The 15,756-nt window shown below is 35.6% G+C and carries 11 protein-coding genes and 1 pseudogene; 9 read left to right on the plus strand and 3 right to left on the minus strand.

Going from position 1 to position 15,756, the window contains the following annotated elements:
• Positions 1-299 precede the first annotated feature (299 nt).
• Complete coding sequence (gene pyrH, locus ACIQ1E_RS01310) at positions 300-1,007, plus strand: UMP kinase (protein WP_396167996.1); 708 nt, start codon at positions 300-302, stop codon at positions 1,005-1,007.
• 77 nt (positions 1,008-1,084) lie between these two features.
• Positions 1,085-1,648, plus strand: a complete 564-nt coding sequence (gene frr, locus ACIQ1E_RS01315) for a ribosome recycling factor (RefSeq protein ID WP_396167998.1) — start codon at positions 1,085-1,087, stop codon at positions 1,646-1,648.
• A 38-nt stretch (positions 1,649-1,686) separates the two neighbouring features.
• Here frr and ACIQ1E_RS01320 read toward each other — a convergent pair whose 3' ends face one another.
• Positions 1,687-3,957, minus strand: a complete 2,271-nt coding sequence (locus tag ACIQ1E_RS01320; RefSeq protein ID WP_396168000.1) for a cation:proton antiporter — start codon at positions 3,955-3,957, stop codon at positions 1,687-1,689.
• Between the two features lie 192 nt (positions 3,958-4,149).
• Here ACIQ1E_RS01320 and ACIQ1E_RS01325 point away from each other — a divergent pair, with 192 nt between their 5' ends.
• From ACIQ1E_RS01325 to ACIQ1E_RS01340, 4 genes are all read left to right on the plus strand, one after another.
• A complete protein-coding gene (locus ACIQ1E_RS01325) occupies positions 4,150-6,564 on the plus strand; it encodes an RND family transporter (RefSeq protein ID WP_396168002.1) in 2,415 nt (804 codons plus the stop codon).
• A 202-nt stretch (positions 6,565-6,766) separates the two neighbouring features.
• Positions 6,767-8,200, plus strand: a complete 1,434-nt coding sequence (gene asnS, locus ACIQ1E_RS01330; protein WP_396168004.1) for an asparagine--tRNA ligase — start codon at positions 6,767-6,769, stop codon at positions 8,198-8,200.
• 92 nt (positions 8,201-8,292) lie between these two features.
• On the plus strand, positions 8,293-9,768 hold the full coding sequence (gene rpoN / locus ACIQ1E_RS01335; protein ID WP_396168006.1) for an RNA polymerase factor sigma-54: 1,476 nt from the start codon (positions 8,293-8,295) through the stop codon (positions 9,766-9,768).
• 278 nt (positions 9,769-10,046) lie between these two features.
• On the plus strand, positions 10,047-10,652 hold the full coding sequence (locus ACIQ1E_RS01340; RefSeq protein WP_396168008.1) for a hypothetical protein: 606 nt from the start codon (positions 10,047-10,049) through the stop codon (positions 10,650-10,652).
• Here the strand turns inward: ACIQ1E_RS01340 and ACIQ1E_RS01345 are convergent.
• Positions 10,647-11,348, minus strand: coding sequence for a porin family protein (locus tag ACIQ1E_RS01345; protein ID WP_396168010.1), 702 nt, complete (start codon positions 11,346-11,348; stop codon positions 10,647-10,649). The two genes, ACIQ1E_RS01340 and ACIQ1E_RS01345, sit on opposite strands and share 6 nt — an antisense overlap.
• Before the next feature lie 341 nt (positions 11,349-11,689).
• On the opposite strand from ACIQ1E_RS01345, the gene ACIQ1E_RS01350 reads away from it, so the two are divergent.
• The 3 genes from ACIQ1E_RS01350 (at position 11,690) to ACIQ1E_RS01360 (ending at position 15,579) form a co-directional block, all read left to right on the plus strand.
• Positions 11,690-14,125: a GH36-type glycosyl hydrolase domain-containing protein gene (locus ACIQ1E_RS01350; RefSeq protein WP_396168012.1), complete on the plus strand. Its 2,436-nt coding sequence runs from the start codon at positions 11,690-11,692 to the stop codon at positions 14,123-14,125.
• A gap of 103 nt (positions 14,126-14,228) precedes the next feature.
• On the plus strand, positions 14,229-15,221 hold the full coding sequence (locus ACIQ1E_RS01355; RefSeq protein WP_396168014.1) for an ADP-ribosylglycohydrolase family protein: 993 nt from the start codon (positions 14,229-14,231) through the stop codon (positions 15,219-15,221).
• A gap of 37 nt (positions 15,222-15,258) precedes the next feature.
• Positions 15,259-15,579, plus strand: a complete 321-nt coding sequence (locus ACIQ1E_RS01360; RefSeq protein WP_396168016.1) for an ADP-ribosylglycohydrolase family protein — start codon at positions 15,259-15,261, stop codon at positions 15,577-15,579.
• On the opposite strand, the pseudogene ACIQ1E_RS01365 reads toward ACIQ1E_RS01360, so the two are convergent.
• Positions 15,574-15,732, minus strand: a pseudogene (locus ACIQ1E_RS01365) (DUF4372 domain-containing protein); the annotation flags it as partial. The gene ACIQ1E_RS01360 and the pseudogene ACIQ1E_RS01365 overlap by 6 nt on opposite strands.
• Positions 15,733-15,756: the final 24 nt, after the last annotated feature.

The following is a 15,756-nucleotide window of genomic DNA, read 5'->3' on the forward strand; positions in this document are numbered from 1 at the left end:
ATGAAAGTACAAAATATAAAAAGATTCACCTAATAAATCCAATGACTATGTGGCATGAATTCGAATTTTATTTCACGTCATTTTGACATGAAATAAAATCCCTATATTTGAGACTGATTAGTTACGTTATTTTTTTTAAAAACATTATTTTAAAAAAACAGATTATACCTATATTTGCATAACAAAACACGACAGAAAAATGGTTGAGTTTGTAAATACTTAACTCCAAATTTTAAACAAACAATCAGAATGACTTGAGCTTACGAAAGCATGACTCCAAGTTTTAAATTAAAAACAGAATGAAATACAAAAGAATTCTTCTAAAATTGAGTGGCGAAGCATTAATGGGCGAAAGACAATATGGAATTGACCCTGCAAGGTTGGCCGAATATGCCGATGAAATAAAGAAAGTTCACGAAAAGGGAGTTGAAATTGCCATCGTAATTGGCGGTGGAAATATTTTTAGAGGAGTCGCTGGAGCAAGCAATGGTATGGATCGCGTACAAGGTGATTACATGGGGATGCTAGCTACCGTGATAAACGGAATGGCTTTACAAGGAGCGCTTGAAGACAAAGGAATGAAAACTCGTTTGCAAACCGCTTTAAAAATGGAATCTATTGCTGAACCCTATATAAAAAGAAGAGCAGATCGTCATCTTGAAAAAGGACGAATCGTGATTTTTGGAGCAGGAACTGGCAACCCATATTTCACAACAGATACTGCCGCAGTTTTACGTGGAGTAGAAATCAATGCCGATGTAATTCTTAAAGGAACTCGCGTTGACGGGGTGTACACAGCCGACCCAGAAAAAGATCCATTAGCAACAAAATTCAACTACATTTCATTCGAAGATGTTTTGAAAAAAAACCTAAATGTGATGGACACCACTGCATTTACCTTGAGCCAAGAAAACAAACTGCCAATCGTTATTTTTGATATGAACAAAGAAGGAAATTTATTAAAAATTTGCGAAGGACAAAACGTAGGAACAGAAGTAAATATATAGTTGGCAGTGTTGGGCGCTCAGTTTGCAGTAAAAACTGAACACTATACACTGGATACTGAATACTAAATATAAAAATTATGACTGAAGAAATTGAATTTATTTTAGATAGCACCCGAGAATCTATGGAAGGTTCTATTGCACATTTAGAAAAATCATTCTTAAACATTCGTGCCGGAAAAGCATCTCCTGCAATGTTGGGAAGCGTTTTTGTTGATTATTACGGATCAGCTTCACCTCTTTCCCAAGTTTCTAAAATTAGTGTGCCAGATGCAAGAACCATTACGTTGCAGCCTTTTGAAAAAAACATGCTGCATCCGATAGAAAAAGCGATTATGGTTGCTAATCTTGGTTTCAACCCAATGAATAATGGCGACGTTATTATTATTAGCGTTCCACCTTTGACGGAAGATCGTAGACGTGAATTGGCAAAACAAGCAAAATCCGAGGCCGAAGACGCCAAAATAGGGATTCGAAACGCTCGTAAAGAAGCTAATACTGAAATTAAAAAACTTGAAAAGGACGGAACTTCTGAGGATCTTTGTAAAAATGCCGAAGAGGAAGTGCAAATTTTAACCAACAATTATATCAAAAAAATAGACGAGTATCTGGTTCATAAAGAAGCTGAAATAATGAAAGTCTAACTTTTCACTATATAAAAACCGCTGACTGTAGCGGTTTTTTAATGTTTAAAAATCAATACCGAAGGAACTCTCCTTAGCCAAATACTATATTTATCTAAAAGAATTTTCCAACTTTCGACACTGATAATCATTAAATCTAGGTTCGCTAAAAAATCTTTTTTAATAACTTTACTATCGATTACAGTGACGTTGTGAGGATACTTCTGCTCTAATGAATTCAATGCACTTTTTAGGACGAAATTGTTGTTTAAGTTTTCATTTACATCCAAAACCATAACTTGCGAATTATTATTATAAATCATTTTTTGAGCATAATCTAATAAGAAAGTATCTTCTGCTCGAAAAATTGGAATAATAACCTGATTCACTTTTCTTAAATCTTTATCAATTAAAATCCCTAACGGAGTTTTCGTCTTGGCAATGATTTGCCTAGTTCTTTCGTCAAAAGGAGAGTTTTCGAAAAGCCCTTCTTTACCCGTAAATTTATCAATCAGACGGTCTGGATTAATGATTCTTGTCGTAAAGCCTAATACTTTTCCAAGCAAAGAACCTTCGAAAATGGATTTTCCAAGTCCAACCAAAAGCAAATCATATTGTCCATTATTGGCCACTTCGGCAATATTGGACTCAATATCAACCGTAGCTTGAAACAGAGTTGATATTTCTTGTTTCAAGTTTATTGATTCTGCAATAATGGTTGAAAATTTGTCTTTTTCGTATTGCTCTAAATTATAAGCGTGTACCTCGTCACTCAACGTGAGGTGCATTGCGGTAACCGTTGACTTGTCTTTTTGTTTTTTGACCAAACTATTGGCCAATCGCAAAAGAGATTTTCCTTTTTCGTTATTACCAAAAGACAGCAAAATCCTGTATTTTTTATTGCTAGAAAGTTCTTCAACAGGGCTAACATCTTTCGTTTTGAAAATAAAATTAATAAAATTTAATGCTGGACCCGTCATCGAGGTAGTAAACAAGGCCATAATCACCATCATTGTAAAAACTTCTGGCGAAAGCACCTTCAAGTCCAAACCTATATTCAAAACTACCAATTCCATCAAGCCCCGAGTATTCATCAGAGCGCCTATGGTCAGACTATCCCTCCAGTTTTGTCCGACAAATTTAGCCGCCAAAGCACTTCCTAAAAATTTACCAATAACGGCTACAAGAATAATCCAACCTGTTACTCTCCACAAAAAAGGATCGTTTATTAATCCGATTTCGGTTCGCAAACCAGTATAAACAAAAAACAATGGAAGTAATAATATCACCGAAACATCTTCTACTTTTTCGATAAATAAATTTCTGAACTTAGTAATGTCCGGCATAATAACCCCTGTCATAAAAGCCCCAAAAAGGGCATGAATACCAATAATTTCAGTCGTGTATGCCGAAATGATTAGTGTTAAAAAGAAAATTGCCACAATGGGTTTATTCAAAGCATCTTTTGTTCCGTATAATTCTCCAATTTTCTTCAAAAAAGGTTTAACTACAAAAATCATCGCCAGAACATAAATTATTGCTAATCCAATAACATATAGCGAACTCACAACAGTTCCCGCTTTTACTATTGCAATAACGGCAGCTAAAATACACCAAGCCGTTATATCATCTGCCGCAGCACAAGTGATCACTATTGCGCCTAATTTCGTTTTATGAATCCCCCGTTCTTGAACAATTCTTGCCAAAACTGGAAAAGCAGTAATACTCATAGCAATACCCATAAACAAGGCAAATGGTAAAAATGCAATATCGGCTGGTGCAAATTTCAAATACACAAAATAAGCAAGGCCAATTCCTAAAGCAAAAGGTATTACAATACTGGCGTGGCTAATTACAACTGCTTCTTTTGCCCGGTTTCTCAAGACTTTCAAATCCAGTTCCATTCCTATGACGAACATGAAAAGGATCAGACCAATTTGACTTAAAAACTGCAAGTTGCCTAGTGATTCAACCGGAAACAAAACAATTGAATATTCGGGAAAATAATACCCTAGCAAGGAAGGGCCCAAAACAATTCCAGCAATAATTTCACCAATTACCGAAGGCTGTCCAATTTTCCTAAAAATCCATCCACAAAAACGAGCGACAATAATGATAGTAATTATTTGAGCCAGAAGAATGGCTAAAGGATGGTGCAAATTAAGAGACAATGACTCTACAAAATCATTCCAATGCCCATTTTCTTTTACGGGTCGAATATAATTTTTGCCAATCTCTAAGCTTTTCCCTTGTCGCAATATCAAATAAATCAATGCGGTAAAACCGCCAGTAACAACGAAATAAAATATGGTATTTCTATGATTTTTCATAAATTATTGCTTCAATCTTGTTGATTTTTATACACAAAGATGAGAATTCCAAATATATAAATAACATCTGATTAAATTATTTTATTGTAAAATAAAAATTTCAATAAATATCAGCTTAAAAATAAAAAGATTGTTTCAAAATAAATGACTTAGGCTTGATTTAATTACCTTTGCCACATTTAAAAATTGATAATGATCAAGTGGTTTAGTTTAGGTTTTTGGGAATTAATAGCCCGAATCGTCCTTAGAAATAGAATTTTAATGTTGTCAATCATTGTGGCGATAACTGCTTTATTGGCAACGCAATGGAAAAATATACATTTTACTCAAACAGAAGCTAATATGCTTCCCGACGACAACATCGTCAATATAGAATATAATGCTTTTTTGAACAAGTTTGGCGAAGAAGGAAACTTGGTTGTTATTGGTGTAAAGGATAAAACTTTTTTCACTCCAAAGGCTTTTAAAGCTTGGGCTAAATTAATGAATAGCCTGAAAAACGACGAAGCTGTTGATTTAGTGATCTCAATCAACGATTTAAAAAAACTACAAAAAAACGAAGCACTCGAAAAATTCGAATTAATCCCTTTTGTTGATCAAAGTAAAACTACCGACAAGGTTTATTTAGAGAAAATAAAAAAGGAATTATTCAATGATTTGCCGTTCTACGAAGGGTTGCTTTTCAACAAAAAATCAGGAACTATTCGATCTGCGATTTATCTAGACAAGAAAATTGTAAATACTCCTGCACGAAAGGATTTTATCCTCAAAAAATTAGTTCCAGCTATTGAAAACTTCGAAAAAGAAACCAATATCGATTTGCGTGTTTCAGGAATGCCCTATATTAGAACCCTCAATGCACAAACTATCATTGGGGAAATCAGCATCTTCATTGGCGCATCATTACTAGTAACTTCCCTACTCTTCTTTTTCTTTTTCAGAAGTTTTAGAGCCACCTTAATTTCAATAATTATTGTGATTATTGGCGTAATGTGGTCCTTTGGTTTCTTAGGATTGTTGAATTACGAAATTACCGTTTTGACGGCCTTAGTGCCTTCACTAATTATCGTAATTGGGATTCCCAATTGTATTTTCCTTACAAATAAATACCATCAGGAATACAAAGTCCATCGAAACAAAGTCAAAGCCTTACAACGAGTAACCACCAAAGTAGGCATGGCAACCCTAATGACCAATGTGACCACTGCAATTGGTTTTGCAACCTTTGTAGCTTCAAATAATGCATTGCTTTTAGAATTTGGGATAGTCACTTCCATCAACATAATGGCGTTGTTCTTTCTGTGCATCATTGTCATTCCAATCTTCCATAGTTATATTCCAGCGCCCAAAGACCGCCACATCGAGCATTTGGATCGCGGTTATGTAAAATCGTTTATGGACTGGATTTTACGAAATGTGAAAGAAAATCGATTTTCGATATACGTAGTTGCCGTTTCTCTTCTTGTTATCAGCATCATTGGAATCTATAAAATGCGTATTTCCGGCAGCATAATAGAAGACATGCCCAAGAAGGAAGCTTTTTTTCAAGACATAATTTTCTTCGAAAAAGAATTTGATGGTGTAATGCCATTAGAAATTATGATTGACACCAAACGCAAAAAAGGCGTGATGAAACTGTCAACGCTCAAGCGAATGGAAGAGTTAGAAATAGCCATTGACGAAATTCCAGAGCTTTCAAAACCTATTTCGGTGGTCAATTTGGTTAAATATTCCAAACAAGCCTATTATAACGGAAATCCTGAGTATTACGAACTACCCACTTCACAAGAACAAACCTTCATTTTGTCGTATGCCAAAAATGCGACCAAAGACTCGAAAGAAAATCTGATGAAAAGCTATGTCGATTCGACAGGACAATTTGCTCGAATTACCACTTTTATGCGTGATGAAAACGGCGATGCCATTCCGAAAATTGAGGCCGAAATTCGAAAAAAAGCCGACAAAATTTTTCCTCCAAACCAATATCAGGTTTCGATTACCGGAAAAGCATTGGTTTTCCAAAAAGGAACCGGCTACTTGCTTGACAACTTGCTTTCCTCATTGATTTTTGCCTTTTTCTTGACAGCACTATTAATTGGTTTTATGTTCCGATCATTCAAAATGATTTTGGTTTCTATCATCCCAAATCTATTGCCGTTGTTGCTAACAGCAGGGATTATGGGCTTTTTTGACATTCCGTTGAAACCCTCAACCATATTGGTTTTCGGGATTGCCTTTGGACTTTCGGTCGATGATACCGTTCGGTTCTTAGCACAATACAGGCAGGAATTAAAGAAAAATAACTGGAAAATACGCAAATCAGTTTATGCCACTTTTGATGATGCAGGATTGAGCATGTTTTATACTTCCATTGTCTTGTTTTTCGGCTTTTCGGTCTTTATGCTATCTAGTTTTGGCGGAACCATTGCCCTAGGCGGATTAATTTCATTAACTTTATTGTTCGGAATGCTGTCCAATTTAATGTTGCTACCAGCTTTGGTTTTAACTTTGAATAAAACATTGGCCAACGAGCAAGAATTCATCGAACCAATGATCGATATCATTGAACCAACTGATGAAGAAATTGATGCCTTGAAGAAAGGGTAATTTATTTTTAGGAGTAAATCCCTCTATCTGTTACAAACGAAATGCACTGAACACCAGTAAAAATAGAAGCCAGTAAAGTTCGCTGAACTCAGCTGAAATTAGATACATTGTGAAGTATTAGGAACTAAAAATCACAATAATAAATTATATTTGCACTGCAATTGAAAAATCTACTTTCTAACATATAATATTTACAATAAAAATGAAACATACAAGAGTTAAAGACTTGCTAAACAGCACTAATACACTTCACGAAGTAAATGCAAAAGGTTGGGTAAGAACTTTTAGAAACAATCAATTCATTGCGTTGAACGATGGTTCGACCATCAATAATATTCAATGCGTAGTTGATTTTGAAAATACTCCTGAAAATACTTTGAAAAGAATCACCACTGGAGCCGCAGTTTCCGTAACTGGTGATTTAGTAGAAAGCAAAGGCGCTGGTCAAAAATATGAGATTCAGGTTCGAAAACTAGAAATTCTAGGCGATTCAGATCCTGAAAAATTTCCAATGCAACCCAAAAAACATTCCTTAGAATTCTTACGTGAAAATGCACATTTAAGAGTTAGAACCAATGCATTTGGTGCCATTATGCGCGTACGTTCGGTTTTGGCTTTTGCCGTTCACAACTATTTTCAAAAAAAAGGATTTGTGTATGTGAATACACCAATCATCACTGGAGCAGATGCTGAAGGTGCTGGTGAAATGTTTCAAGTAACTGCTTTACCATTGGATAATTTACCAAAAAACGAAGAAGGAAAAATCGATTATAAAAAAGATTTCTTCGGACAACATACGAACTTAACCGTTTCTGGACAATTGGAAGGCGAAACTTTCGCGATGGCGCTGGGTCAGATTTATACATTTGGCCCTACTTTTAGAGCCGAAAATTCAAATACCTCTCGACATTTAGCGGAATTTTGGATGATTGAACCCGAAGTAGCTTTCAATAATTTGGATGACAATATGGACTTGGCCGAAGATTTTATTCAATATGTGATAAAATACGCTATCGACAACTGTGCCGATGATTTGAAATTCTTGGAAGGAAGATTATTAGAAGAAGAAAAATCGAAACCGCAGGCGGAACGCAGCGAAATGGCTTTGTTAGAAAAATTGAACTTTGTTCTGGAAAACAATTTCAAACGTGTTTCTTACACCGAGGCTATTGACATCTTGAGAGATTGTACTCCGAACAAAAAGAAAAAATTTCAATACCTTATCAACGAATGGGGAGCTGATTTACAATCGGAACACGAGCGTTATTTAGTAGAGAAACACTTTAAATCACCAGTAATTTTATTTGATTATCCTGCCAATATCAAAGCGTTTTATATGCGCTTGAACGAAGACGGAAAAACCGTTCGTGCAATGGATATCCTTTTTCCGGGAATCGGAGAAATTGTCGGTGGTTCACAAAGAGAAGAACGTTTTGACGTTTTGGTCGAAAAAATGAAAGCTTTAGGCATCGACGAAGAAGAATTGTGGTGGTATTTAGACACCCGAAAATTCGGAAGCGCAGTACACTCAGGCTTTGGACTTGGATTCGAAAGATTGGTGCTTTTTGTAACTGGAATGTCAAACATTCGCGACGTCATTGCTTTCCCGAGAACACCGATGAATGCAGAATTTTAAAAAAAGTTTAATGTTGTTTAAAAAAGTTTAATGTTGTTTAAATCAGAACAACTTTAAACTTTTAAACTCTTAAACCTTTAAACAAATAAAAAATGCTTAAACAATTTCTAAATCTTAAACTCTCCCAGAAGTTATCTCCTCAACAAATCCAGTTGATGAAGTTAATTCAATTGCCTACGCAAGCATTCGAACAACGTTTGTTGGAGGAAATGAACGAGAATCCTGCCTTAGAATCAGGAAGTGACGACGAAGAAATTTATGAAAAAGACGAATTCGACAATGATGATTTAAACGACGAATTCGACGACTATGATGATAACGACGGCGAAGACACGAGCGACATCAATATTGACGAATATCTGAGCAGCGACGAAACCCCAGATTACAAAACCCAAACCAACAACTATAGTGATGACGACGAGGAACGTGAGTCTCCACTAGTTGCGCCAATAAGTTTTCACCAAGATTTGATCAATCAGTTGAATACTTTTATATTGGATGACGACGAGCGAGAAATAGCGGAATTCTTGGTCGGAAGCATTGATGATATGGGGTATATTCGCAGAAGCATTGCCGATCTGGTTGATGATATGGCATTTACTCAAGGACTGTACACCGATGAAAAAACCGTCGAAAGGATGCTTCACATTATTCACGAATTGGAGCCTTCGGGGGTTGGCGCTCGTGATTTACAGGAATGCTTGCTATTGCAACTGAAACACAAAACACCTACTGAATATGTGGCTTTGGCAATCGATATTATCGAAAACCAGTTTGATGCCTTTACCAAAAAACATTACGATAAACTCCTGCAAAAATACTCCGTTTCGAACGAGCAACTCAAAACTGCCATTCACGAAATAGAAAAACTGAACCCAAAACCAGGAGGCTCATTCACAGGCAACAACAAAATTACCGAACATATTGTTCCCGATTTTGCCATTCGTATTGTAGATGACGAATTGGTTTTGACCTTAAACGGAAGAAATGCCCCTTCCCTCCACGTTTCCAAAGATTATCAGGAAATGATGCAAACCTATAAAAGTTCGCGCGACAAATCGAATGCACAGAAGGATGCGGTGCAGTTTATCAAACAAAAATTGGATTCGGCCAAGTGGTTTATCGATGCCATCAAACAACGTCAGGAAACGCTTTATGTAACGATGAACGCGATTATGCATTACCAACAAGACTATTTTCTTGATGGTGATGAAACCAAGCTCAAACCGATGATTCTAAAAGATATTGCCGATATGGTTGGCTTGGATATTTCGACCATTTCTCGTGTTGCCAATAGCAAATATGTAGAAACTCCATACGGAACTAAGCTGATAAAAGAATTTTTCTCCGAAGCGATGAAAAACGATCAAGGCGAAGATGTTTCGACCCTCGAAATCAAGAAAATTCTACAAAATACCATCGAAGAAGAAGACAAACACAAACCTCTTCCCGACGATCAATTGGCCGAAATTCTAAAAGAAAAAGGCTATCCAATCGCCCGAAGAACCATTGCTAAATACAGGGAACAACTGGATATTCCTGTGGCGCGAATGAGAAAAAAAATGTAAAGCCCCCCAACCCCCGAAGGGGGAGAAAGCTGCAGATTTTAGAACTTATTTTCCGAGGTATAATTTTCATTTAAAAAAGGCGATATAAAATGACATTTAAACGACAATACTCCCCATCCTTTGGAGGGGTGTCCGCAGGACGGGGTGGTTTTTTATTGTGTTTTTAATACAAAAGAACGAGAAATCCCATTTGTTGCTCACGTAATATGATTTGTTTCAGCTGTTCACTTCGTTCGAGTCTCCTGCGTGAAATGATAAAAAAAATACATATAGTACCATTGAAAAAACTACTTCCTTTTTTTTCCTATCTATTTCACCCAATATTTATTCCGGTGTATGCGGCTCTGCTTTACTTTTTTTGCAATGATTCCTATTACACAAATCCAGAAAAATACTTTGCGCTTTTTCAAATTGTAGTACTGACCATCGTTCTGCCAATTCTAATTTTCTTCGCACTGCGAACCACGGGAAAAGTCAATTCAATTATGATTGCAGATATTTCACAGCGCAAAATTCCTCTAGTCATTCAGTGTTTTTTAACTATTTTGTTGGTTCGAAAATGTATCACTTTAGATCATTTCCCCGAATTTCACTTTTTCTTTTTGGGAGGCTTGTTAAGTACGGTCGTCTCCTTGATTTTGTTGTTTTTCAAGACAAAAGCAAGTTTACATATGATCGCAGTTAGTGCCTTGACGGTTTTTATAATTGGACTAAGCATTCACAATCAAAACAGAAACATCTATTGGATAGGTTTTTTTGTACTAATGAACGGATTTGTAGCTTCGTCAAGACTGGAAATGAAAGCCCACACTCCTAAAGAATTGGTTATTGGATTTTTTTCTGGAATAATTCCGCAAATGATTTTGATGCCTATATGGTTATAAAATATAAAACATAATTCCGACATTCAATACGTTCATGTCTATAGTTTCAGTTGAGGTTTTGGCGTTTTGAAACAATGGATTCAAACCATAATAAGCAAATATATTTATCGAATTATATCCAGCTGAAATATAGGCGCCATACTGAAATTTATTAAAATCTTTATTGTTATTTAACTCAATTGTACCAGTCGAATCCTCAAAAATCGATCTGTCATACACCAAATAACCGACTTTAAATCCAGCATAAACTCGCCAAAATTTATGGCTTTCAAAGGTTGATGTTCTCCATCTCAACTCAATAGGCATTTCTACTAAAAACTGTGAAAATCGGTTTCGATTAAAGTCAACATCCTCATCGATTATCGAATAAGCATAAGTCCCGTTCGATTCTGTGATTTTCAAATTTTGATGATAGTTATTATAGGCAATTCCAATTCCTGGTGCGATGGCGATAGTTCTATTTTTATTTAGCGGAAAATCTCTAAGAAATCCCGTTGAAAAACCAGCCGAAAATTTATCCTGGGTAAGCCCCACCGGCTTGTTTTGAAGTGTATTAAGGGTAAAACTAAAATAAAACTGATCTTCTCTATACAGCGAATCAACTTTTATTTTCGGAGCATCTTCGTCAGTTGTTTTCTCTTGCGAAAAAACAGGAAGAATCCCTATCAAAAGAAAAAAGCCAAATACTAATCTCATAGTTCAATTTTGTGGGATAAAATTACAAAAAAAAGACTTCCTTTTTAAGATAATAAAAATTAAGCCGATGAGTCTCCAAAAACTCTCCAAAAAGAACACGCTAAAAGGAATCGCATTTTGACTAACCATAGCATTTGGAAAAATCGTTTTAAGTAAAAAAATAATATAAAATAGACAAAATAGTATATAGAATTTTTTAACCCATTAGTTAATTTTGAAAATGTTAATTATATCTCATTAAATTTAATAAATTAACAAAAAAATCAGTTTGAAACTGCGATTTTTTTACAATTAAACTATTTAAACAACTCATCAAAAAAGTTGTTATTAAAAACTATAAAATGAAATACGGACATTTTGATGATGATTCAAGAGAATATGTAATCACAAACCCAAAAACACCTTACCCTTGGATAAATTACTTGGGAAATGAAGATTTTTTCTCCCTAACTTCCAATACTGGAGGTGGATATACTTTTTATAAGGATGCAAAATTCAGAAGATTAACCCGTTATAGATATAATAATGTTCCCGTAGATGATGGAGGAAAATATTTTTACATAAAAGAGGGCGATACGGTTTGGTCTCCTGGATGGAAACCCGTAAAAACGGACTTAGATAGTTATGAATGCCGTCACGGAATGAGCTATACCAAATTCAAAAGCTCTAAAAATGGAGTTCAAGCTGAAGTATTACAGTTTATTCCACTAGGTTTTTGGGGCGAAATCCAAAAAGTTAGCCTTACCGATAATGCTACAGAAACTAAAAAGCTGAAATTGTTTTCATTCATTGAATGGGCTCTTTGGAATGCGGAAGACGATATGACTAATTTTCAACGAAATTTCAGTACCGGCGAAGTAGAAATTGAAGATTCCGTAATTTATCACAAAACAGAATTCAAAGAACGCCGAAACCATTACTCTTTTTTTTCAGTAAACGAAGACATAAAAGGTTTTGACACAGATAGGGAATCATTTTTAGGCTTATATAATGGGTTTGATGCTCCAGAAGTGGTCACTGATGGTAAACCTAAAAACACCGTAGCTCACGGCTGGTCTCCTATTGCTTCGCATTATATTGAACTAGAATTAAAACCCGGTGAAAGCAAAGACTATATCTTTATGTTGGGTTATGTTGAAGTTGCCGCAGATGATAAATGGGAAAGCAAATCAATCATCAATAAAAAACCTGCAAAGGCAATGATTGAAAAACTCAATACTGTCCAAAAAGTGGAAGCAGCATTTAATGAATTAAGAACCTATTGGGACAACTTATTGGGCAAAATCAATATCCAATCGGGAGATGATAAACTAGACCGGATGGTCAATATTTGGAACCAATACCAATGTATGGTGACCTTTAATATGTCGCGTTCTGCCTCATTTTTCGAATCAGGAATTGGCCGCGGAATGGGCTTTAGAGATTCTAATCAAGATTTAATTGGTTTTGTGCATCAAATACCAGAAAGAGCGAGAGAGAGAATCATTGATATTGCTTCGACTCAATTCGAAGACGGTTCATGTTACCATCAATACCAACCCTTAACCAAAATAGGAAATGCCGCCATAGGGGGCGATTTCAATGACGATCCCCTGTGGTTGATTCTTTCAACAACCGAATACATCAAAGAAACAGGAGATTTTACTTTGCTTGATGAAATGGTTCCTTTTGATAATGATGTATCAAAAGCAAAAAGCCATTTTGAACATTTAAAAGTATCTTTTTATCACGTAGTAAATAATTTAGGGCCACATCAATTACCATTAATAGGAAGAGCCGATTGGAATGACTGTTTGAACTTGAATTGTTTTTCTAATGACCCAAACGAATCTTTTCAAACCACAGGAAACAAAAAAGGCGAAACTGCTGAGTCGCTTATGATTGCAGGCTTATTTGTAGTTTATGGAAAAGAATTTGTGAAACTATGCCGTCAAATAGGAAAAGAAAATGAAGCCTCTGTAGCCGAAAATCATGTAAATAATATGATTGAAGCTGTGAAAAATCACGGTTGGGATGGCGATTGGTATTTGAGAGCTTATGATTATTATGGCAAAAAAATTGGTTCAAACGAAAATGAAGAAGGAAAGATTTTTATAGAATCACAAGGTTGGTGTTCTATGGCTGAAATTGGCAAAGAAGAAGGTTTGGTCGAAAAATCATTAAATTCAGTAAAAGAACATTTGGATTGTGAATACGGAATTGTTTTGAATAGTCCCGCCTTTACAAAATACTACATCGAATATGGGGAGATATCAACCTATCCGGCGGGTTATAAAGAAAACGGCGGCATCTTTTGTCATAACAATCCTTGGATAATGATTGGAGAAACAATGATAGGCCGCGGCGATGCAGCTTATGATTATTATACAAAAATTGCTCCTAGCTTTTTAGAAGAAATTTCTGAATTGCACAAAGTAGAACCTTATGTATATTGTCAGATGATTGCTGGGAAAGAAGCCTTTAAACCGGGCGAGGCAAAAAATTCATGGCTTTCAGGAACTGCTTCTTGGAACTTTTATGCCATAACCCAATACATTTTAGGCGTAAAACCAGATTACAACGGACTTACAATAAATCCTTGTATTCCAGAGAAATGGGACGGTTTTAAAATGACGAGGAAATTCAGAGGCGCAACATACAATATTGAAGTAGTAAACCCTAAACACATTAGTAAAGGAGTTGAAAAAATAATAGTAAACGGTACAACCATACATTCGAATATTGTTCCAATATTAGAGGAAAACAAAACCCATGAAATTGTAGTAATTATGGGTTAGCAATTAGTTTTTGTTTTGATTAGTAACGAAAAACTCTCACTGGCTTTTCTTTGGGAGTTTTTTTATAATTATCTTTATTGAACCGATTTAAATTCAAAGGAATATGAATTATAGTTTTCCAAAAGTAATTATAGCAATAGCCTATTTTTCTTGTACTTATACCTTTGTTATAGGTCAGAATACGAATACAAACAAAGTGTCCATTCACAATACCAAATACAAACCAAAGTCAACGGACAGAATTATTTCAAGACAAGAATACAAAGATAAACTCTACGGCTTTTGGCTTGGACAATGTATTGCCAACTGGACTGGCTTAGTAACCGAAATGGATAAAATTGGCGACATTGGCGACATAAAAACAGGTGCCTTTTATACTCGAACCGATTGGGGAAAACCAGACCAACCTAGCATTTGGGGACAAGGAGTTCCCAGCAATTTATCAAAAAATATAGATTTTGTATTTGAAAATCCTAATGGCATTTGGGGTTCCGATGACGATACCGACATTGAATACATTTATCAAGAACTGCTTTTTGAAAAAAATAAATCAATCCTTACAGGAGAAGATATTCGGGAAGGATGGCTAAAACACATCAAAAAAGAGGAAGAAAATTATTTATGGGTTTCCAATCAAAAAGCTTTCGAATTGATGAATGAGGGAATGATACCCCCTGCAACTGGTGACCCAAAAAATAATCTGGAATTTGAAATGATTGATTCGCAGTTGACCACCGAAATATTTGGTCTTTTTGCTCCAACTAGGCCCGATATTGCCCTGAAAATGGCTAAGCTGCCCATTCAGACGACTGCTCGAGAAGAATCTGAACTTATTTCAGACTTTTATGTAACCATGTATGCTTTGGCTTCGGCTATTGATGTAAAAAAGTCAGATAAAGAGAATATTATTTGGATGGCAGACCAATCAAGAAAAGGGCTTCCGAATGATTCCTATCCTGCAAAAATGTATGATTTTGTAAAAAGTAGGTATTTGGCAAACATTCCCTGGGAACAAACCAGAGACGAGGCCTATCAAAGATACCAGGTAGAACAAGCAGATGGTTATAATATGACCTCAAAAAAAAAGATATTGTAATGGCTGTTTCGCATCAGGCATTAATTTTGCATCAAGCTTGATTAGTCTTTTCTACGGCGAAGGCAACTTGGTCGAAACTATAAAAATCGGAACCCTTTCTGGTTGGGATTCAGACAATCCAACAGCAACTTGGGGAGGAATGTTAGGATTTATCATTGGTAAAGAAGGTGTCGAAAAAGCCTTTAACCGCAAGTTTTCAAATAAATTTAATATACACAGAACTCGAATCGGATTTCCTAATAATGGCATTGATACTTTTGAAGCAATGGCTCAAAAAGGGTTGCATATAATTGATCGAGTGGTTCAGGATGAAATGGGTGGTGGACTAGATTTGAAAAAAGAAGTTTGGTACAGTTAAAGCAACAAATTGGTCGTATGCCTTGTATTTACTACATCCCTTGTCGGATTTATGTTTTTTTGCACAAGATTCAATCATCCATCGAGGAACAAGGTCAATAATTTGTCGGATAACCGGTTTTTTAATATTTTTGTTTCGCCTGAAGAGTCCCATAAAATTATTTTATTTTTCGCAAAA

It is taken from the genome of Flavobacterium sp., from assembly GCF_044348915.1.
Lineage (GTDB): Bacteria > Bacteroidota > Bacteroidia > Flavobacteriales > Flavobacteriaceae > Flavobacterium.